This window comes from Caballeronia sp. LZ008 (assembly GCF_031451435.1).
GTDB lineage: Bacteria > Pseudomonadota > Gammaproteobacteria > Burkholderiales > Burkholderiaceae > Caballeronia > Caballeronia zhejiangensis.
In genome coordinates this window covers 1,287,613-1,308,577 of record NZ_JARUXK010000001.1, presented here as the reverse complement: position 1 = coordinate 1,308,577, position 20,965 = coordinate 1,287,613, and the positions used below count along the sequence as shown (strand labels likewise).

21 protein-coding genes are annotated in these 20,965 nt (G+C 63.1%); 13 read left to right on the top strand and 8 right to left on the bottom strand.

The annotated features are described in order from the left end of the window. Nucleotides 1-156: 156 nt before the first annotated feature. The 12 genes from QCE49_RS06210 to QCE49_RS06155 all read left to right on the top strand — a co-directional run bounded on the left by QCE49_RS06210 (nt 157) and on the right by QCE49_RS06155 (nt 12,985). Nucleotides 157-531 (top strand): Mth938-like domain-containing protein, encoded by a 375-nt coding sequence (locus QCE49_RS06210; RefSeq protein ID WP_008349815.1) that lies wholly within the window; start codon nt 157-159, stop codon nt 529-531. A gap of 312 nt (nt 532-843) precedes the next feature. After that, a complete protein-coding gene (locus QCE49_RS06205; RefSeq protein ID WP_250459687.1) occupies nt 844-2,517 on the top strand; it encodes a glycosyltransferase family 39 protein in 1,674 nt (557 codons plus the stop codon). Between the two features lie 97 nt (nt 2,518-2,614). Then, nucleotides 2,615-2,986 (top strand): SMR family transporter, encoded by a 372-nt coding sequence (locus QCE49_RS06200; protein WP_008349817.1) that lies wholly within the window; start codon nt 2,615-2,617, stop codon nt 2,984-2,986. A gap of 52 nt (nt 2,987-3,038) precedes the next feature. Continuing rightward, complete coding sequence (locus QCE49_RS06195) at nt 3,039-4,196, top strand: DegT/DnrJ/EryC1/StrS aminotransferase family protein (protein ID WP_250459685.1); 1,158 nt, start codon at nt 3,039-3,041, stop codon at nt 4,194-4,196. Nucleotides 4,197-4,225: 29 nt separating this feature from the next. Further along, nucleotides 4,226-5,263, top strand: a complete 1,038-nt coding sequence (locus QCE49_RS06190) for a glycosyltransferase (RefSeq protein WP_008349819.1) — start codon at nt 4,226-4,228, stop codon at nt 5,261-5,263. Then, the gene (locus QCE49_RS06185; RefSeq protein ID WP_250459683.1) at nt 5,260-6,246 is read left to right on the top strand and encodes a formyltransferase; all 987 of its coding nucleotides are present in this window, start codon (nt 5,260-5,262) and stop codon (nt 6,244-6,246) included. Before QCE49_RS06190 ends, QCE49_RS06185 begins: the two co-directional genes overlap by 4 nt. Then, nucleotides 6,243-7,289: a bifunctional UDP-4-keto-pentose/UDP-xylose synthase gene (locus tag QCE49_RS06180; RefSeq protein WP_008349823.1), complete on the top strand. Its 1,047-nt coding sequence runs from the start codon at nt 6,243-6,245 to the stop codon at nt 7,287-7,289. Before QCE49_RS06185 ends, QCE49_RS06180 begins: the two co-directional genes overlap by 4 nt. Before the next feature lie 9 nt (nt 7,290-7,298). Continuing rightward, a complete protein-coding gene (locus tag QCE49_RS06175; RefSeq protein WP_008349825.1) occupies nt 7,299-8,195 on the top strand; it encodes a polysaccharide deacetylase family protein in 897 nt (298 codons plus the stop codon). A 71-nt stretch (nt 8,196-8,266) separates the two neighbouring features. Next, complete coding sequence (locus QCE49_RS06170) at nt 8,267-8,728, top strand: peroxiredoxin (RefSeq protein ID WP_008349827.1); 462 nt, start codon at nt 8,267-8,269, stop codon at nt 8,726-8,728. Between the two features lie 398 nt (nt 8,729-9,126). Further along, entirely contained in the window at nt 9,127-10,992 is a 1,866-nt protein-coding gene (locus QCE49_RS06165) for a PhoH family protein (RefSeq protein ID WP_244808054.1), read from the top strand. A gap of 198 nt (nt 10,993-11,190) precedes the next feature. Beyond that, nucleotides 11,191-12,120, top strand: a complete 930-nt coding sequence (locus tag QCE49_RS06160) for a C40 family peptidase (RefSeq protein ID WP_033536115.1) — start codon at nt 11,191-11,193, stop codon at nt 12,118-12,120. A gap of 58 nt (nt 12,121-12,178) precedes the next feature. Then, entirely contained in the window at nt 12,179-12,985 is an 807-nt protein-coding gene (locus QCE49_RS06155) for an SDR family oxidoreductase (RefSeq protein ID WP_175980104.1), read from the top strand. Nucleotides 12,986-13,024: 39 nt separating this feature from the next. Here QCE49_RS06155 and QCE49_RS06150 read toward each other — a convergent pair whose 3' ends face one another. The 8 genes from QCE49_RS06150 to QCE49_RS06115 form a co-directional block, all read right to left on the bottom strand. After that, nucleotides 13,025-14,035, bottom strand: a complete 1,011-nt coding sequence (locus QCE49_RS06150) for an inorganic phosphate transporter (protein WP_008349834.1) — start codon at nt 14,033-14,035, stop codon at nt 13,025-13,027. A gap of 95 nt (nt 14,036-14,130) precedes the next feature. Next, entirely contained in the window at nt 14,131-14,757 is a 627-nt protein-coding gene (locus QCE49_RS06145; RefSeq protein ID WP_008349836.1) for a DUF47 domain-containing protein, read from the bottom strand. Nucleotides 14,758-14,895: 138 nt separating this feature from the next. After that, nucleotides 14,896-16,284 (bottom strand): replicative DNA helicase, encoded by a 1,389-nt coding sequence (locus QCE49_RS06140; RefSeq protein WP_008349838.1) that lies wholly within the window; start codon nt 16,282-16,284, stop codon nt 14,896-14,898. Nucleotides 16,285-16,407: 123 nt separating this feature from the next. Next, the gene (rplI, locus tag QCE49_RS06135) at nt 16,408-16,863 is read right to left on the bottom strand and encodes a 50S ribosomal protein L9 (protein WP_175980103.1); all 456 of its coding nucleotides are present in this window, start codon (nt 16,861-16,863) and stop codon (nt 16,408-16,410) included. 29 nt (nt 16,864-16,892) lie between these two features. After that, the gene (rpsR, locus tag QCE49_RS06130; protein WP_007000150.1) at nt 16,893-17,168 is read right to left on the bottom strand and encodes a 30S ribosomal protein S18; all 276 of its coding nucleotides are present in this window, start codon (nt 17,166-17,168) and stop codon (nt 16,893-16,895) included. Nucleotides 17,169-17,170: 2 nt separating this feature from the next. Continuing rightward, nucleotides 17,171-17,470 (bottom strand): primosomal replication protein N, encoded by a 300-nt coding sequence (gene priB / locus QCE49_RS06125; RefSeq protein ID WP_175980102.1) that lies wholly within the window; start codon nt 17,468-17,470, stop codon nt 17,171-17,173. Nucleotides 17,471-17,503: 33 nt separating this feature from the next. Further along, nucleotides 17,504-17,875, bottom strand: coding sequence for a 30S ribosomal protein S6 (gene rpsF / locus QCE49_RS06120; protein ID WP_008349848.1), 372 nt, complete (start codon nt 17,873-17,875; stop codon nt 17,504-17,506). Between the two features lie 131 nt (nt 17,876-18,006). Beyond that, nucleotides 18,007-18,960 carry a LysR family transcriptional regulator gene (locus tag QCE49_RS06115; protein ID WP_008349850.1) on the bottom strand — a complete coding sequence of 318 codons (954 nt, stop codon included), beginning with the start codon at nt 18,958-18,960 and terminating at the stop codon, nt 18,007-18,009. Nucleotides 18,961-19,128: 168 nt separating this feature from the next. On the opposite strand from QCE49_RS06115, the gene gcl reads away from it, so the two are divergent. Beyond that, nucleotides 19,129-20,904, top strand: a complete 1,776-nt coding sequence (gene gcl / locus QCE49_RS06110; protein WP_175980101.1) for a glyoxylate carboligase — start codon at nt 19,129-19,131, stop codon at nt 20,902-20,904. The last annotated feature ends 61 nt before the right edge of the window (nt 20,905-20,965 follow it).

Here is a 20,965-nt window from a genome sequence, read left to right as displayed (position 1 = left end):
ACGGGTGGCGCACGAGCGAGCCCGGCAGCCAAAAAGTTATAATTTACTGATTATGGCCCAGTTCCGCAATGCACCAATCGAATGCGCCGGAACCGGCGCAAACGGCGCTGCGCGCGCCCGCCGGGCCTCTCTCCTTTTCCTTGCCGGATCATTGTTTTGAAACTGCACCAGGATTCCACCAGCGCGCTCAATACCATCACGAGCTACGGAGACGGTTTCGTGGCGATCAATCTCGAAAGGCACGAAGGCAGCGTGATCGTCATGCCGCAGACGCCCGTCGCGGCGTGGCCGGTGTCGTCGTTCGATGCGCTCAAGCCCGAGGATTTCGATGCGCTCGTCGAGGCCGCGCCGGAAGTCGTCATTTTCGGCAGCGGGTCGCGGCTGCGCTTTCCGCATCCGCGCCTCACCGCGCAACTGGCGAAACACCGCATCGGCGTCGAAACGATGGATTTCGGCGCGGCCTGCCGCACCTACAACATACTGATGTCCGAAGGCCGGCGCGTGGCCGCCGCACTGCTGATCGAAGCCTGAGGGGATCGCTAAGGCGGCGCTAAGGAAGCGTTGGCAGACTCCCGCCGCCCGTCCGATATCGGCAGCAGCCGTCGCTTGCCAGTCGTCAATTTTGACGGATGCCGGTCGGCCGTGCGCTACACTCCCGCCCGGCATCGTCGTTACGCCGGGCGTTTCGACGTCGGACAAGTGCGCAGCGCGCGCTCGAACGTGCGAACTCGCATCGACAATGCGTGCCTGAGCATGCACGAGTTGCATCCTCGCGCGGCGCGCATTCATCGCTCAATTCGTTTCATTAGCGCCGCGCATCGCGGCATCGGACAGGTCGACTTCATGAACGATACGCCTACCCGGCTACCGCTCACGCGTCTTTCGCTCATTCTTCTGGTACTCGCACTCGCGATCATCTGGTTCGCGCCGCTCGGGTATCGTCATCTCGTGCCCAGCGACGAAGGCCGTTACGCCGAAATGGCGCGCGAGATGTTCGTGACCGGCGACTGGATCACGCCGCGCTACAACGGCTACAAGTATTTCGAAAAGCCGCCCCTGCAAACGTGGGCGAATGCCCTTACCTTTGCGTGGTTCGGCATCGGCGAATGGCAGGCGCGCCTTTATACGGCGCTCACGGGCTTTCTGGGCGTGCTGCTCGTCGGCTATACCGGCACGCGCGTATTCAACGCGATGACGGGCTTCGCCGCCGCGGTCATCCTCGCGACGTGCCCGTACTGGAACCTGATGGGCCACTTCAACGCGCTCGACATGGGCCTGTCGTTCTGGATGGAGCTGACCCTCTGCGCGCTCCTGCTCGCCCAGCGCCCCGGACTGCTGACCCGCGAAGTGCGTCTCTGGATGTGGCTCTGCTGGGCCGGCATGGGCGCCGCGGTGCTGTCGAAGGGTCTCGTCGGCGTGATCCTGCCGGGCGCCGTGCTCGTTCTGTATTCACTCGTGTCGCGCGACTGGGCGCTCTGGAAGCGGCTCTATATCGGCAGTGGGCTGATCGTGTTCCTGATCGTGACCGGCCCGTGGTTCGCGCTCGTGCAGATGAAGAACCCGGAGTTCTTCGACTTCTTCTTCATCGTCCAGCAGTTCAAGCGCTATCTGACGCCCGAGCAGAACCGCCCCGGCGCGTTCTATTACTTCGTGCCGGTTCTGATCGTGGGTTTTCTGCCGTGGCTGTCGATCGCCTTTCAGAGTGTGCGCCACGGCTTGAAGACGCCACGCCAGCCCAACGGCTTCGCGCCGGTCACGATGCTGCTGATCTGGTCCGCGTTCATTTTCCTGTTCTTCAGCGCGTCGCATTCGAAGCTCATTTCGTACGTGCTGCCGATCGCGCCGGCGCTCGCGCTCGTCATCGGGCTGTATTTGCCCTCGCTGACGAAATCGCAGTACCGCATGCATCTGATCGGCTATGCGGTATTTCTGATCGCCGCGGCCTTCGGAGCGATTTTCCTCGGCCGCGCGGGCAGCGCCAACACGCCTAACGCGCTTTATCGCGAGTTCCAGATCTGGGTGTACGCGGGCCTCGCCGTCGCTTTCGTCGTGACGATATTCGCGCTCTGGCTGAACCGGCGCAGCGTGCTCGCGGGCGCGACGGGACTAGGCGCGGCCTGGCTGCTGCTGGGCACGATCGCGGGCTCCGGTCACGATGTCTTCGGCACGCAGAGTTCCGGCGTGCGGCTCGTGCCGGCCGTGAAGGCCGCGATGGCCAAGCTCCCGCCCGACACGCCGTTTTACTCGATCGCGAAGCTCGACCACACGATGCCCTTCTACCTCGGCCACACGATGATCATGGTCGGCGAAGCCGACGAGCTGACCTTCGGCGTACAGACCGAGCCGCAAAAATGGGTGCCGAGCGTCGACGAATGGGTCAGGCTGTGGGATTCGGAGCGCTACGCGTTCGCGCTGATGCCGCCCGCACGCTACGACGAGCTCATGGCACGCCACGTGCCCATGCAGGTGATCGCCCGCGACGAGCGCCGCGTGATCGTGGAGAAACCGCAGCCGTGAGCGCGCGTTTTCCTCCCGGTCGCGATGCTGCGCTGCACGATCGTTCGGCATTTCGCGATGAACCGAGTATCCTTGTTCCGCATTTGAAAAACGCGCGATGAACCCGATCTCCTTTATTTGCATCGTCATCGGCGTATCGTTGAACGCATGCGCCCAGCTCCTGCTCAAAGCCGGCGTGAACGCGGTGGGCCATTTCGACATGACGCCCGCCAACATTCTGCCGGTCGGCATCAAGATCGCGACGCAGTGGCCGATCATCGGCGGGCTTGCCTGTTATGTGCTGAGCGTCGTCGTGTGGATCGTCGGGCTGTCGCGCGTGGACGTGTCGATCGCCTATCCGATGCTCTCGCTCGGCTATGTCGTCAACGCGTTCGCCGCGTGGTACCTGTTCGGCGAAGTGCTGTCGATGCAGCGGCTCATCGGCATCGGCATCATTCTGGTCGGCGTCGTGGTGCTCGCGCGCGGCTAGTTGCCGGACCGAAGCGTCCGCCGGATCAATTCATTTTTTAAACGCATAGTCCATGACTCAAACAACGCGGCCGTTCCTGCCCTTCGTGAAGCCCGATATCGACGAAGAAACCATTCAGGGCGTCGTCGAGGTGCTGCGCTCGGGCTGGATCACGACCGGCCCGCAGAATCAGCAGTTCGAGGCGGAGTTGTCGGCGTACGTGGGCGGCCGCCCGGTGCGCGCCTTCAACTCGGGCACCTGCACGATGGAAATCGGCTTGCGCATCGCGGGCGTCGGCCCCGGCGACGAAGTCATCACCACGCCGATGACCTGGGTGTCGACCGCGAACGTGATCCTCGAAGTCGGCGCTACGCCGGTGTTCGTCGATATCGATCCGGTCACGCGCAACATCGACCTGAATCTGCTCGAACGCGCAATCACGCCGCGCACCAAGGCGCTGATGCCCGTCTATCTGGCCGGCCTGCCCGTCGACATGGACAAGCTCTACGAGATCGCGCGCGCCCACAAGCTGCGCGTGATCGAAGACGCCGCGCAGGCGTTCGGTTCGACGTGGAAAGGCCAGCGCATCGGCGCGATCGGCGACATCGTGTCGTTCAGCTTCCACGCGAACAAGAATGTGACGTCGATCGAAGGCGGCGCGCTAGTAATGAATAACGAGGACGAAGCGGAACTGGCGCGCAAGTACCGTCTGCAAGGCATTACGCGCACGGGCTTCGACGGCATGGATTGCGACGTGCTCGGCGGCAAGTACAACCTGACGGACGTGGCGGCGCGCGTCGGCCTCGGCTCGTTGAGGCGCGTCGAGAGCCTCACGCAGCAGCGCCGCGAACTGGCGCGCCTCTATTTCGATGCCTTCAAAGGCGGCGCGGCGGTCGAGCTCGGCGTGGGTCTGCCGGTCGAGAACTTCACGGACCACAACTGGCACATGTTCCAGATCGCGCTGCCGCTCGAAAGGCTCAAGCTCACGCGCGCGGAATTCATGGCGCAACTGAAGGAGCGCAACGTCGGAAGCGGCGTGCATTACCCGGCGCTGCACTTGTTCACGCTGTATCGCGCGCGTGGCTACAAGGAAGGCATGTACCCGCATTCGGAGCATTACGGCGCGTCGAACGTGACGCTGCCGCTCTTCCCGGGCATGACCGCCGACGACTTGACGCATGTCGTCCGGTCCATCGACGAAATCTGCGAGCAGTTCGGACACAACGGGTAACACGGACCATCAAGGACAATCAGCGCAACATGAGTCATTTCGATTTTCCGGCGACGTCCCCCGAGCTTTCGGTGATCATCCCGGTGTACAACGAAGCGGACGGCCTCGCCGCGCTTTTCCAGCGCCTCTATCCGGCGCTCGATGCGCTCGGCACGTCGTACGAGGTGATCTTCATCAACGACGGCAGCCGCGACAAGTCGGCCGCGCTGCTCGCGCAGCAGTTCCACGTGCGGCCCGACACCACGCGCGTCATTCTGCTCAACGGCAATTACGGGCAGCACATGGCGATCCTCGCGGGCTTCGAACAGTCGCGCGGCGAGATCGTCGTCACGCTCGATGCCGACCTGCAGAATCCGCCCGAGGAAATCGGCAAGCTCGTCGCGAAGATGCGCGAGGGCTACGATTACGTCGGCACGATTCGCCAGCAGCGGCAGGACAGCCTGTGGCGCAAGAAGGCGTCGCGCGCGATGAACCGCCTGCGCGAGCGCATCACAAAGATCAAGATGACGGACCAGGGCTGCATGCTGCGCGCGTACAGCCGCCATATCATTGATACGATCAATCGCTGCGGCGAGATCAACACGTTCATTCCGGCGCTCGCGTACACCTTCGCGCAAAACCCGATCGAAGTCGATGTCGCACACGAGGAGCGGTTCGCGGGCGAGTCGAAGTATTCGCTCTATAGCCTCATCCGCCTGAACTTCGATCTCGTTACCGGCTTTTCGGTCGTGCCGCTGCAATGGCTGTCGTTCATCGGCGTGATTCTGTCGGTCGGCTCGGCGGGCCTGTTCCTGCTGCTGTTGATTCGCCGCTTCATGTTCGGCGCGGAAGTCCAGGGTGTGTTCACCCTCTTCGCCATCACGTTCTTCATGCTCGGCGTCATCATCTTCGCGCTCGGGCTGCTCGGCGAGTACATCGGGCGCATCTATCAGCAGGTGCGCGCGCGGCCGCGCTATCTCGTGCAGACGATTCTCGAACAGCGCGACGGCGTATCGGTCGCCGCCAAGCCGTTGCAGGACGCCGTGCAGCAAGTGGTCGCCGTCACGCGCGAGGAAGACGACCGATGAAGCCGCGCGCAGTCGTCTTCGCGTATCACAACGTCGGCGTGCGCTGTCTGCAGGTGCTGCTCGCGCGCGGCGTCGATGTTGCGCTCGTCGTCACGCACGAAGACAGCGCAAGCGAGAACATCTGGTTCGGCAGCGTCGCGCAGGTCGCGGCGGAACACGGCATCGACACGATCACGCCTGCCGATCCAAAGTCGCCCGAGCTTTTCGGCGCGGTGGAGAAAATCGCGCCGGACTTCATCTTCTCGTTCTATTACCGGCACATGCTGCCCGTCTCGCTGCTTTCGCTCGCAAAGCGCGGCGCCTACAACATGCACGGCTCGCTTCTGCCCAAGTATCGCGGCCGCGTGCCGACGAACTGGGCCGTCATCAACGGCGAAACCGAGGCCGGCGCGACGCTGCATGAAATGCTCGCGAAACCCGATGCAGGCGCGATCCTCGCGCAAACGCCGGTGCCCATCCTGCCCGACGACACAGCAGCGCAAGTCTTCGACAAGACCGTCGTTGCCGCCGAGCAGACGCTCTGGCGCGTGCTGCCCGCCTTGCTCGCCGGCGAAGCGCCGCATCTGCCGAACGATCTCGCGGCGGGCAGCTATTACGGCGGACGCAAGCCGGAAGACGGCCGCATCGACTGGTCGCAGCCGGCGCAGCGTGTCTACAACCTGATCCGCGCGGTCGCACCGCCGTATCCGGGCGCGTTCACGGATATCGGCGCCGATCGTTTCATCGTCGCGCGGGCGCGGCTCGTGCCCGAAACGGGCGCGCCGGGCGTTTCACCCGAAAGACTCCGTGAGCTGCGGGGTTTGCCCCCGGGCCTGACCGTGGCGGATAATGCGCTGTTTGGCGTCTGCGGCGATGGCCGCGTCATCGCCATCCACGAATTGCGTCACCGGCCCCTGAACGCCGACGCGCAACCGTCGGGCGAAGAACGCACCGTCGATCCTTCCGAATTCGGCCGAATCATTCAATCCTCTCGTCATTCATGAAAAAAGTTCTGATCCTGGGTGTCAATGGCTTCATCGGCCATCACCTGTCCAAGCGCATCCTCGAAACCACCGACTGGGAAGTCTTCGGGATGGACATGCAAACCGATCGCCTGGGCGACCTCGCGAATCACGAGCGGATGCATTTCTTCGAGGGCGACATCACGATCAACAAGGAGTGGGTCGAGTATCACGTGAAGAAGTGCGACGTGATCCTGCCGCTCGTCGCGATCGCCACGCCCGCCACGTACGTGAAGCAGCCGCTGCGCGTGTTCGAGCTCGACTTCGAGGCGAATCTGCCGATCGTGCGTTCGGCCGTGAAGTACGGCAAGCATCTGGTGTTTCCGTCGACGTCCGAGGTGTACGGCATGTGCACCGACGAGCAGTTCGATCCGGAAAACTCCGTGCTTTCCTACGGCCCGATCAACAAGCCGCGCTGGATCTACGCGTGCTCCAAGCAACTCATGGACCGCGTGATCTGGGGCTACGGCATGGAGGGTCTCAACTTCACCCTCTTCCGTCCGTTCAACTGGATCGGCCCGGGCCTCGACTCGATCTACACGCCGAAGGAAGGTTCGTCGCGCGTCGTGACGCAGTTCCTCGGGCATATCGTGCGCGGCGAGAACATCAGTCTCGTCGACGGCGGCGCGCAAAAACGCGCGTTCACCGACATCGACGACGGCATCGGCGCGCTGATGAAGATCATCGAAAACAAGGGCGGCGTGGCGTCGGGCAAGATCTACAACATCGGCAATCCGACGAACAACTTCTCGGTCCGCGAACTCGCGAACAAGATGCTCGCGCTCGCAAACGAATTCCCCGAGTACTCGGACAGCGCGAAGCAGGTGCAACTGGTCGAGACGTCGTCGGGCGCGTACTACGGCAACGGCTATCAGGACGTGCAAAACCGCGTGCCGAAGATCGACAACACGATGCAGGAACTCGGCTGGGCGCCGCAAGCGTCGATGGACGACGCGCTGCGCAAGATCTTCGAAGCGTACCGCGGCCACGTGGGCGAGGCCCGCAAGCTGGTGGAACAGGCGTAAGGCGCGCGCGTGGCTCGCATCGTTCTGAAAATCGACGTCGATACGCTGCGCGGCACGCGCGAAGGCGTGCCGAACCTCGGGCGGCTCCTCGACAAGTACAGCGCCCGCGCGACGTTCCTCTTCAGTCTCGGCCCGGATCACACCGGCTGGGCGCTGCGGCGGGTCTTCCGGCCCGGCTTTCTGAAGAAGGTGTCGCGCACGTCGGTGGTCGAGCATTACGGCGTGAAGACGCTCATGTACGGCGTGCTGCTGCCGGGGCCGGATATCGGCCGCGAAGCGGTGTCGGAAATGCGTGCGATCCACGAGGCCGGCTTCGAATGCGGCATCCATACGTGGGATCACGTCTACTGGCAGGACAACGTGCGCGGGCGTGATCGCGACTGGACCGTCGCGCAGATGCAGCAGAGCCACGCGCGCTTCATCGAGATTTTCGGCGGACCGCCCGTCACGCACGGCGCCGCCGGCTGGCAGATGAACGGCTACGCGTTCGAGCAGATCGACGCGTGGGGCATGCGCTACGCATCCGACGGGCGCGGCCACACGCCGTATATTCCCGTGCTCGACGGCCGCACGCTGAATCACATCCAGATGCCGACCACGCTGCCGACGCTCGACGAAGTGCTCGGCGTCGACGGCGTCGACGAAAGCAATGTCGCGGCGCACGTGCTGCGTCATACGGCGAACAATCCGCACGATCAGGTGTTCACGCTGCACGCCGAACTCGAAGGCCAGAAGCTCGCGCCGGTGTTCGAGCAACTGCTCGCCGGCTGGCGCGCGCAGGGACACAGCTTTGCCACGATGGGCGATTACCATGCGGCGCTGGACCGCGCGTCGCTGCCCACGTACCCTGTGACGTGGGGCGAGATTCCGGGCCGCGCGGGCGAACTGATCGTCCAGCCGGGCTGAAGCGGCGCGTGGCCGCTTTCTCCCCGCCTCGCTTTTCTCACCGATAAACCAGAACGACCGGAGAAACCTACGTGTCAGTTGCAGTCGACCAGCCCGTTCCCGACTTCACCGCACCCGCGACGGGTGGCGAGTTCACCCTGTCCTCCTTGCGCGGCAGAAAGGTCGTGCTCTTCTTTTATCCGAAGGACAACACGCCCGGCTGCACCACCGAAAGCCTGCAATTTCGCGACCACTACGATCAGTTCAAGGCGGCCGGCGCGGAAGTGATCGGCATCTCGCGCGACAGCGTGAAATCGCACGACAACTTCAAGGCGAAGCTCGAGCTGCCTTACACGCTGGTTTCGGACGCTGACGAAGCGATCTGCACGCTCTTCGATGTCATCAAAATGAAGAAGATGTATGGCAAGGAAGTGCGCGGCGTGGAGCGCTCGACCTTCCTCGTCGACGCAAACGGCGTGCTGCGACGCGAGTTTCGCGGTGTCAAGGTGCCGGGCCACGTAGAGGCGATCGTCGAGGCTGTACAAGCGATTTGAGGCACGTTATATTGGTTCGCAATGAGCGCCTGCCTTCCCCATTTCCTTCGTTCCAGTGCAAGCCGCCGTGTGCCTGTGGGTACGGTGGGCATGGACCCGGGCTATGTGGATCCGGCAAGGGAAAGGCGCTCTGAAGCTGAAGTCAGCCGCTGGTTCCGGTAGTCGGAACGGCGGCTTTTTCATTTGGCGTCGCACGAAAGCCACGCTTCATCGGCTCGGGCGCGGCGTGTTGCACGCAACCTCCAAGGAGCAGATCGAAACTTAGGCGAACCGGCGATTTCGACAACGAAGCGCGCCTCCGGGCGCAAACTGCAGGATTCGTATCGCTTCGAGGGCGTACGAGCAGGATGCGACAGGCGGCGCACGATACACGACCCGATTCCTTTCGAGGGAACATCATGCCTTTGCCTACCGCCCCGGCCAAGCTCGGCCATCTCCTTCCGGCTGAAGAATACAAGGCCAAAGCCCGGCCTTCGAAGCAGTCGAAAAAACAAGCCGCGGCGAGCGATGACGACGCCTATGGCGCGGTCGAGACCGTCGCCGCCGAGCGTCCCGCCACGAATGCCGCGCACACGCTGCGCTCGATCGCGAACGAAGTGCTGACCCAGATTCCGGCCGAGCCGCACGTCGAAGCCGTCGTGCCGCCGCCCGCACCGGGCACCGTCCCTACGCGCGCCCGAAAATCGAAGCAGACCGCCGCGCTCCTGCAGCCGACGCCCGGCGCCCGCGCCACGCCGGATGCAGTCGAAGCGCGCACGGAGCGCGCCGAAACGCCCGTCGCGACCGAAGCACCTGTCTCGGCCACGACGCGCGATACGCGCGCGCAGAACAAACGTCGCAAGGGCACGGCTGCCGAAGCCGAATTGCGCAAGCTCTTCGTGCTCGACACCAACGTGCTGATGCACGACCCGAGTTCGCTCTTCCGCTTCGAGGAACACGACGTCTATCTGCCGATGATGACGTTGGAAGAACTCGACAACCACAAGAAGGGCATGTCGGAAGTGGCGCGCAACGCGCGTCAGGTGAGCCGGACGCTCGATGCGCTCGTCGCGCACGCGGGCAACGCCAGCAAGATGGCCGAAGGGCTTCCGCTCGCTGCGCAAGGCAATCGCGACGCGCTCGGCCGCCTCTACTTCCAGACGACGCTCACGGACATCGAGCCGGTCGAAGGCCTGCCCGTCGGCAAGGCGGACAACCAGATTCTGGGCGTCGTGCGCGCGCTGCAGAAGGAGCGGCCGGATCGCCAGGTCGTGCTGGTGTCGAAAGACATCAACATGCGCATCAAGGCGCACGCGCTCGGTCTGCCTGCCGAAGACTACTTCAACGATCAGGTTCTCGAAGACAAGGATCTGCTCTACTCCGGCGTGCGCGCACTGCCGCAGGATTTCTGGACCAAGCACGCGAAGGGCATGGAGAGCTGGCAGGACACCAAGACCGGCACCACGTATTACCGCGTGACCGGGCCGCTGTGCCCTTCGATGCTCGTCAACGAGTTCGTCTATCTCGAGCCGCAGAACGGCGAGCCGTCGTTCCATGCGGTCGTGCGCGAGCTCAACGGCAAGACCGCGCTCCTGCAGACCCTGCGCGACTACGGTCATCACAAGAACAACGTGTGGGGCATCACTGCGCGCAACCGCGAGCAGAACTTCGCGCTGAATCTGCTGATGAACCCGGAAGTCGATTTCGTCACGCTGCTGGGTCAGGCCGGCACCGGCAAGACGCTGATGGCGCTCGCCGCGGGCCTTGCGCAAGTGCTCGACGACAAGCGCTACAACGAGATCATCGTGACGCGTGCGACGGTTCCGGTCGGCGAGGACATCGGCTTTCTGCCCGGCACCGAGGAAGAGAAGATGCAGCCGTGGATGGGCGCATTCGACGACAACCTCGAAGTCCTCCAGAAGACCGATGACGCCGCCGGCGAATGGGGCCGCGCCGCGACGCAGGAGCTCATCCGTTCGCGTCTCAAGGTGAAGAGCATGAACTTCATGCGCGGACGCACGTTCGTCGACAAGTACGTGATCATCGACGAGGCGCAGAATCTCACGCCGAAGCAGATGAAAACGCTCGTCACGCGCGCGGGCCCCGGCACGAAGATCGTGTGCCTCGGCAACATCGCGCAGATCGACACGCCGTACCTGACCGAAGGCAGTTCGGGTCTCACGTATGTCGTCGATCGCTTCAAAGGCTGGACGCACAGCGGTCACGTGACCCTCGCGCGCGGCGAGCGTTCGCGCCTCGCCGATTACGCGTCCGACATTCTGTAAGCGCGCGGCTTTCAACGCGATGAAACGGCCCGGCGGAGCGATCCTGCCGGGCCGTTTCCTTTCGTCCTAACGTTCCGCACTTGCAACACTTACGGCACAGAGTTCATGTGAATCCTCAAGACATCTTGCCGCACGGCCGTGCGGCGGATTAGTATCGGCACACTGTCCTTCCTGGCGGGTTGCCGCTCGCCTTTTGCAATGCGTCGAATCTGCCTGCCGCTACTTGTTACCGTCATGCTCGCCGCGTGTGGATCCGCGCCGCAGCAGACGGCACGCAAGCCTGCGGCCAGCACGAGCGCCAACCGCACTTATAGCCCGCCGCCTGGTTTTCCGAAGTTCGTCGATCACAGTGTCGGGCGCGAGGAAATCTCCATTCAGGCGATGTCGCTCGTCGGCGTGCCGTATCGCTGGGGCGGCAACACGCCCGATGCGGGCTTCGATTGCAGCGGGCTCGTGCGGTATGTCGTCGACCGCGCGGCGTCCGTGAATCTGCCGCGTACGACCGCCGACATGAGTTCGCGCGGCGAATCGGTCGAACCGGACGAGATCGCGCCGGGCGATCTGATCTTCTTCAACACGACCGGACGGCCGCATTCGCACGTGGGCATCTATGTCGGCAAGCTGCGCTTCGTGAATGCGCCATCGACGGGCGGCACGGTGCGCCTCGACTATCTGACGAACCCGTACTGGGCGAAACGATTCGACGGCATTCGCCGCGTCGCGCCGCCGAAGACCGCGCCTACCCCGTTCGATGCGCCGACTTACATCGCGTCGCCTGCGCCCGTGCAAGCGCCTGCTCCGTCATCCGCCGACGCTTTCGAGCCACCGCCCTCGACGCTCAACGCGGCGCAACGCCAGGCTCGCGCCGCGAGCGCTACGACGCCTGGCGTCGCGACGATCAACGCTTCATCGGATCCGATTCAGGCCGCCGCCGACGCCTTCGAACCGCCGCCGCCGACATCGACCGCCGCGCGTCAGCAGGCGCGCTCCGCACAAGCCGCTGCCGATCCCTACGATTCCGCCGAGCCGCCCGTGCGCGTGATGCGCGCCTCCACCGGCTCGCTCGCCGCACCCCGCCCCGCACAGAACGACGATCCCATCGCCCGCTTCGCCACCGGCACGAACTGACGCGCGCTGCGCGTCTCTGCTATCGTGTTCCGATCATTCGTCGACGGAGCGCAACACCATGGACCTGGGACTCGCGGGCAAGGTTGTCCTGATTACGGGCGGCAGCAAGGGGATCGGATTTGCATGCGCCAGAGCGTTCGCGAGCGAAGGCGCGAAGGTCGCGATTGTTTCGCGCGACGCTGCGAATCTGGCCCGCGCCCGGGAGCAACTCGCGAGCGACGGGTATCACGTGCATCTCGCGCGCGCCGACCTGCACGAGGCCCACAGCGCCGAGGATGTCGTCGAGGAAGCGAGCACGGCGCTCGGGCCGATCGACATTCTTATCAACAGCGCCGGCGCCGCGCGCCGCTACGATCCGGACACGCTCGACGCCGCGGCCTACAGAGCGGCGATGGACGCCAAATACTTCTCCTATGTTTATCCGCAGCAGGTCGTTCTCAAGCGCATGGCGGAGCGCCTGCGTAACGATCCGAAAGCCGAGCCTGGCGCGATCGTCAACATCGTGGGAATGGGCGGCAAGATCGCGACGGACATCCACATCGCAGGCGGCGCGGCCAATGCGGCGCTGATGCTCAACACCGTCGGGCTCGCGCATCACTACGCGAAGCTCGGCATCCGCATCAACGCGATCAATCCGGGCGCGACGCTCACGGAACGCGTCGAGGAAGCGCTCGATCTGGAGGCGAAGCGGCAAGGCGTGACGCGCGATCAGGTGCTCGCCGACAGTCAGGCGAAAGTGCCGCTCGGACGCTATGCGAAGCCGGAGGAAATCGCCGACGTTGCGCTCTTTCTGGCGAGCCGCCGCGCGAGTTACGTGTCGGGCGCGATCATTCCGATGGACGGAGTGTCGTCGCCGATCATCTGACGCGCTGCGGGCCCGATGAGAGCCCGCAGGCGGAACGAATCAAAGGAAGCGGTGGCCGATCCACCAGCCGGCCGCCGCGAGCGCGGCGGACGCGGGAATGGTCAGAATCCACGCCCACACGATATTGCCCGCGACGCCCCAGCGCACGGCGCTGAATTTCTGCGTCGCGCCGACGCCGACGATCGCGCCGGTGATCGTATGGGTCGTCGATACGGGAATGCCGAGGAACGACGCGACGAAGAGCGTGATCGCCCCGCCCGTCTCCGCGCAGAATCCGCCGACCGGCTTCAGCTTCGTGATCTTCTGACCCATGGTCCGCACGATGCGCCAGCCGCCGAAGAGCGTGCCGAGACCCATCGACAGGTAGCACAGGCCGATTACCCAGACGGGCGGCGCTTCGGCTGTTGCGGAGGCGTAGCCGGTCGCGATCAGCAACATCCAGATGATGCCGATGGTTTTTTGCGCATCGTTGCCACCATGGCCGAGCGAATACAGGCCAGCCGAGACGAGCTGCATGCGGCGGAAGCGCCGGTCGACCTTGGAAGGCGGCGTGCGGAAATACAGCCACGACACGAGCAGCATGAAGAACGAGCCGAGCACGAAGCCGAGCAGCGGCGAGATGAAGATGAATGCGACGGTCTTGAGCAGCCCGTCCCAGTTGAGCGACCCCCAGCCGGATTTGGCGAGCGCCGCGCCGACGAGGCCGCCGATCAGTGCGTGCGACGAACTCGATGGAATGCCGTAGATCCAGGTGACGATGTTCCAGCCTATCGCGCCGACGAGCGCGCCGAAAATGACGTAATGATCGACGATTTCGGGATCGATCGTGCCCTTTCCGACGGTTGCGGCGACCTTGAGGTGAAAGATGAAATACGCGATGACGTTGAACGCCGCGGCGAAAGCGACCGCCTGCTGCGGCTTCAATACGCCGGTCGAAACGACCGTGGCGATGGAGTTGGCGGCGTCGTGAAAGCCGTTCATGAAGTCGAACGCGAGTGCGACTATTACGAGCAAGGCGACTGCCCAGATGGCGAGTTGAATCGAATGCATCGGTTGGTGTTGTTTTTACCGGCGCTCGAAGACGGCGCGGGATTGTGTCGTCGTTGCCCGCGTTGCGTGATGCGCCGCGGGCTCGGGCGGCATGATCAGGCGTTTTCCAGCACGATGCCTTCGATGATGTTCGCGACGTCTTCGCACTTGTCGGTAATCGTCTCGAGCAGTTCGTAGATCGCCTTCAGCTTGATGAGCGTCTTGACGTCGTCTTCCTCGCGGAAGAGCTTCGACATCGCCGAGCGCAACACGCGGTCCGCGTCCGACTCGAGCCGGTCGATTTCCTCGCAGATCTTCAGGATTTCGCTCGCGCGCTTCATGTCCGCCAGCAATTCGACGGCCTGCTGCACGCGCGTGACCGTGCTCGTGCAGATATGCGCGAGCTGGCTCGCCTCCGACGTCACGAAACGCACGTCGTACAGGGAAATAGCGGTGGCCACGTCCTCCATCAGGTCGAGGATGTCGTCCATCGTCGTGATGAGCTTGTGGATTTCGTCGCGGTCGAGCGGCGTGATGAACGTCTTGTGCAACAGGTCGATGGTTTCGTGCGTGAGCTTGTCGGCGCGCTTCTCGTTCGCCTGCACGTTCTGCTTGTGAACCTCGGCTTCGTCGAGGTTGTCGATCAGCAGTTCGAGCTCGCGGCTCGCGTCGACCATGCACTTCGCATGCGCGTTGAAAATCTCGAAAAATTTGCCCTCGGTGGGCATGAAACGACCGAACATGAAAATCCCGATAAATGGGTCAATCTGAGTCAGACATCAAACTGACATATTGTACCTGTGTGCACTACCCGACGCACCGCGCGCATCTGACGCGCGGCCGCTATTGCCCCGGACTTGACAGCGGTTGCGGTAACTGGCCTATTCGCCGCCGTAGAAGTTTTGTGCGCCCGCGAAGTTGTCGAACTTCGTGTATTGGCCGTGGAAGGTCAGGCGAACCGGCCCGATCGGACCGTTACGCTGCTTGCCGATGATGATTTCCGCCGTGCCCTTGTCGGGGCTGTCGGGATTGTAGACTTCGTCACGATAGATGAAGAGGATCACGTCCGCGTCCTGTTCGATAGCGCCCGATTCGCGCAGGTCCGACATGATCGGCCGCTTGTTCGGACGCTGCTCGAGACCGCGATTCAGCTGCGACAGCGCGATGACCGGCACGTCGAGTTCCTTCGCGAGGCTCTTCAGCGAACGCGATATCTCGGAGATTTCGGTCGCGCGGTTTTCGCCGCCGCCCGAGCCGGACATGAGCTGCAAGTAATCGACGATGATGAGGCCGAGCTTGCCGCACTGCCGCGACAAACGCCGCGCGCGCGAGCGCAGTTCCATCGGATTCAGGCCGCCGGTTTCGTCGATGAAAAGTTGCGCCTCGCTCATTTTCTGGACGGCGTGCGTGAGCTTCGGCCAGTCTTCGTCGGTGAGACGCCCGGTGCGCATGCGATGCTGGTCCAGCCGGCCGACCGAGCCGAGCATACGCATGGTGAGCTGCGTGCCCGGCATTTCCATCGAGAACACGGCGACGGGCAAGCCGTATTCCACGGCCACGTATTCGCCGATATTCATCGAAAAGGCCGTCTTACCCATCGACGGGCGGCCCGCCACGATGATCAGCTCGCCGCCGTGCATGCCCGACGTCATGCGGTCGAGGTCGACGAAGCCTGTCGGCGTGCCGGTCACATCGCTTGGATTGGCTGTGTGATAGAGCGTGTCGATGCGCTCGACGACTTGCGTCAAGAGCGGTCCGATTTCCAGAAAACCCTGCGTGCCGCGCGCGCCCTCTTCGGCGATCGAGAACACGCGCGCTTCGGCTTCGTCGAGAATCTGGCGGACTTCCTTGCCTTGCGGATTGAACGCATCGGCGGAGATTTCATCGGCGACGGAAACCAGACGGCGCAGCACCGCACGATCGCGCACGATCTCCGCGTAGCGGCGGATATTCGCCGCGCTCGGCGTGTTCTGCGCGAGCGCGTTCAGATACGCGAGCCCGCCCACTTCCTCGGCCTTGCCGGCCATCGTGAGCGCTTCGTAGACGGTGATGACGTCGGCCGGACGCGTCGAAGCAATCAGCTTGCCGATATGCTCATAAATGATGCGATGGTCGTAGCGATAGAAATCGCCCTGATGCATCACATCGGCGATGCGGTCCCATGCGGCGTTGTCCAGCAGCAGGCCGCCGATCACGGATTGCTCGGCTTCGATCGAGTGCGGCGGGACCTTCAGCGCGTCGAGTTGCGGGTCTTTGGACGGTGCGTTCATGGGGTGGAATTATCGATGAATTCAGCGCGTAGGAACAACGCTCAGACAAATAAAAAAGGCAGGAACCTCGACGGTTCCTGCCTTTCTTTCGTGCGTTGCGAGACGCGAGGCCTCGCCTGAAACTTACGCGTGCTCGCCGAGCACCGACACGTTGACGTCGACGAGGACGTCCGTGTGCAGCGCCACTTGAACCGGATGGTCGCCGACCATCTTGATCGGGCCTTGCGGCAGACGCACTTGCGCCTTTTCCACTTCCGCGAAGCCTTGCTTCTTCAGCGCGTCAGCGATGTCCGCATTCGTGACCGAACCGAACAGACGGCCGTCGACGCCAGCCTTCTGGGCGATCTGAACCGTGAAGCCGTTCAGCTTTTCGCCCTGAGCTTGTGCGGCTGCCAGCTTTTCAGCGGCGACCTTTTCGAGGTCCGCGCGGCGAACTTCGAATTCGGCGATTGCGTCCTTGGTCGCGCGGCGTGCCTTCTTGCCGGGGATCAGGAAGTTACGTGCGTAGCCGTCCTTGACCTTGACGATATCGCCGAGGTTGCCCAGGTTGACGACCTTTTCCAAAAGAATGATTTGCATTTTTGGCTTTCCTTAGTGCGTCGTCTGATTTAGGCCTTGTGCAGGTCGGTGTACGGCAGGAGCGCGAGGAAACGCGCGCGCTTGATTGCCGTGTCGAGCTGGCGCTGATAGTGCGCCTTCGTGCCAGTCAGACGAGCCGGCGTGATCTTGCCGTTTTCGCCAATGAAGTCCTTCAGCGTTTCCGTGTCCTTGTAGTCGATGTACTCGACACCGGCTGCCGTGAAACGGCAGAACTTCTTGCGCTTGAAGAGCGGGTTTTGTTGCTGACGACGCTTGTCGAATTTCTTACCAGTCGGGCGGGGCATGATTAGTCCTTTCCAATGTCCTGCAATTCTGTGATGTGAAACACCAAGGTTCGCGCGTTACGGCTTCTCTTCGCCAGAAAGCCCGTGAAGCGTGTTTCGACGCCCATCGGACAGCTTTCCAGTTTGCCGCTCGCTTCGCCGGCCGCGACCGCCTGCAGAGTCAGTTCGACTTTCCGGGCGATGCCCGCCTCGACGACTTCTGCCGCGTGTTGCAACGTGCAGCTCGCGATCGGGATGCCGGCGGGCGTGTACCGCACCGGTTCGCGTTCCACGACGCTCGCTGTCAGTTGCAGCCGGTTCACTTAAACCTTGGTGGCTGTGGCGAAAGATTCGCCTTAAGCCTGCGCTTCGGACGGCTGGCTGGCCGCCTTCTTGGCTTCTTCGCGCTGCACTTCCTTCATCATCGGCGACGGGCTGGTTTCAGCCTTCTTCATCTTGACGATAAGGTGACGCAGAACGGCGTCGTTGAACTTGAATGCGTGCTCCAGCTCTTCGAGCGTAGCCTGATCGCATTCGATGTTCATGCAGACGTAGTGAGCCTTCGCGAGTTTCTCGATCATGTAGGCCAGTTGGCGACGGCCCCAGTCCTCGATGCGGTGGATCTGACCACCGTGCGACGTGATCGTGCTCTTGTAGCGCTCGATCATCGCGGGCACCTGCTCGCTTTGATCGGGGTGCACGATAAAGACGATTTCGTAATGACGCATATTCACTCCTTGTGCTGACTTTTGGATGAAAGCCACCCGGGCGTCGGACCGGTGCGGCAAGTGAGAAGCCAAAGATTATAGCTTTTCGTGCGCGCTCGCGCAAATGCAAATTCGAACGCCTTTTCAAGCAGTTAGCGGCCGCGCGCGTGCTCGCGCTGCGGTTCGCCGGGAAGCGTCAGCCGACGGCTCCAATATCCGGGTTGCGCGTAGATTTCCTTAAGATAATCAATAAAGTAGCGCACGCGCGCAGGCACGTAGCGCTGCTGCGGATAGACCGCGAGGATGTCGTAATCGGGGAGTTCGAAGTCGTCGAGCACGGTTTCGAGTTCGCCCGATTCCAGTTGCCGCTGGATTTCCCACGTCGAGCGCCAGCCGAGCCCGAGCCCTTCCGAAGCCCAGCGATGCAGCAATTCGCCGTCGTTGCAGTCGAGATTGCCGGTCACGCGCACGGTCACGACCTTGCCATTGCGGCGGAAATACCAGCCGCGGTTCTGCCCGCCCTGCAGATTGAACGCGAGGCAATTGTGATTCGGCAGGTCTTCGAGCGTTTTCGGCCTGCCATGCTTCTTGAAGTACGCGGGCGTGCCGCAGACGACGCGCCGGTTGCTCGCGAGCTTGACCGCGACGAAATTCGGATCGACCGCGCCGCCGATGCGAATCGACAGGTCATAGCCCTCGCGCACCAGATCGACGACGCGATCGGTCAGATTGAACGACATCTGCAATTCCGGTTTGTCGCGCAGAAACGGCGGCGCGTGCGGCGCGACGTGCATGCGCCCGAAGGCCGCCGGCGCCGACACGATCAGATGCCCGCCCACCGCGCGCCGTCCCGCCGCCAGTTCGTTCTCAGCCTGATCCCAGTCCGCGAGCAGGTTCTTGCAGCGGTCGAGGAACGCCGCGCCCTCTTCGCTCACGACGAGCCGTCGCGTCGAGCGATACATCAGCTTCACGCCGAGGCGCTTTTCGAGCGCGTCGATGCGGCGTCCCAGAATCACGGGCGACACGCCCTCTTCCAGCGCCGCCGCCGCGAGACTGCCCGCCTCGGCCACGCGCACGAACGTTTCTATCTGCTTGAAGCGGTCCATCTGCGTCTCCCGCCGATGCCTCATCACTCGGGCATTCGATACTTTTTGTTTGGAAAAAAGCGACTGACGCTGATCTTATCAAACCTTTTTCACAGACTTAAAGTGCAACGGAACCCTGCTTGAATGCAGACAGCGATTTCGGATAGAGACCCCAGGAAGGAGACAACCATGCCCAAAATGAGAGCCGTCGACGCAGCCGTCCTCGTGCTGGAAAAGGAAGGAATCGATACCGCGTTCGGTGTGCCGGGCGCGGCCATCAACCCGTTTTACTCCGCGATGAAAAAGTCGGGCGGCATCAGCCACGTGCTGGCGCGTCACGTCGAAGGCGCATCGCACATGGCCGAAGGTTATACCCGCGCGGCGCCGGGCAACATCGGCGTGTGCATCGGCACGTCGGGCCCGGCGGGCACGGACATGATCACCGGCCTCTACTCCGCCCAGGCCGATTCGATTCCGATTCTCGCGATCACCGGCCAGGCGCCGCGCGCGCGTCTGTACAAGGAAGATTTCCAGGCCGTCGATATCGAATCGATCGCCAAGCCCGTCACGAAGTGGGCTGTCACCGTGCGCGAGCCGGCGCTCGTGCCGCGCGTGTTCCAGCAGGCTTTCCATCTGATGCGCTCGGGCCGTCCGGGTCCGGTGCTCGTCGATTTGCCGATCGACGTGCAGCTCGCCGAAATCGAATTCGACATCGACACGTACGAGCCGCTGCCGGTCTACAAGCCGAAAGCGACGCGCGCGCAGATCGAAAAAGCGCTGACGATGCTCAACGACGCCGAAAAGCCGTTGATCGTCTCGGGCGGCGGCGTGCTGAACGCGGCGGCGGAAGATCTGCTCGTGCAGTTCGCGGAAACGCTCGGCGTGCCGGTCATTCCGACGCTCATGTCGTGGGGCGCGATTCCCGACGATCATCCGCTGATGGCCGGCATGGTCGGCTTGCAGACGTCGCACCGCTACGGCAACGCGACGATGCTCGCCTCCGATTTCGTGCTCGGCATCGGCAATCGCTGGGCGAATCGCCACACGGGCAGCGTCGAGGTTTACACCAAGGGCCGTAAGTTCGTGCACGTGGATATCGAGCCGACGCAGATCGGCCGCGTGTTCGGACCGGATCTCGGCATCGTCTCGGATGCGAAGGCGGCGCTCGAACTGTTCGTCGAAGTGGCGAAGGAATGGAAGGCCGCGGGCAAGCTGAAGGACCGCGGCGCGTGGGTCGCGGACTGCCAGCAGCGCAAGCGCACGATGCAGCGCAAGACGCACTTCGACAATGTGCCGATGAAGCCGCAGCGCGTCTACGAAGAGATGAACCTCGCGTTCGACCGCGACACCTGCTTCGTCACGACGATCGGTCTGTCGCAGATCGCCGGCGCGCAGTTCCTGCACGTGTTCAAGGCGCGCAACTGGATCAACTGCGGCCAGGCCGGCCCGCTCGGCTGGACGATCCCGGCCGCGCTCGGCGTGCGTGCCGCGGACCCGCAACGCAAGATCGTCGCGCTCTCGGGCGACTACGATTTCCAGTTCATGATCGAAGAGCTCGCCGTCGGCGCGCAATTCAAGCTGCCGTACGTGCACGTCGTCGTGAACAACTCGTATCTCGGCCTGATCCGTCAGGCGCAGCGCGGCTTCGACATGGACTACTGCGTGCAGCTCGCGTTCGACAACATCAACGCACCTGAGCTCGAAGGCTATGGGGTCGATCACGTCGCGGTCGCCGAGGGTCTCGGCTGCAAGGCGCTGCGCGTGTTCAAGCCGGAAGACATCGCGGGCGCGCTGAAGCAGGCGCAAGCGTTGGCGGTGGAGCATCAGGTGCCGGTCGTCGTCGAGATGATTCTCGAACGCGTGACCAACATCGCGATGGGCACCGAGATCGACGCGATCAACGAGTTCGAAGAGCTCGCCGAAACGAAGGCAGATGCACCGACCGCCGTTACGCCGCTCGACTAAAGCATCGCCGCCGCGCGTTCATGCAGGAACGCGCGGCGTGCATCCACTGACCGACCATCAG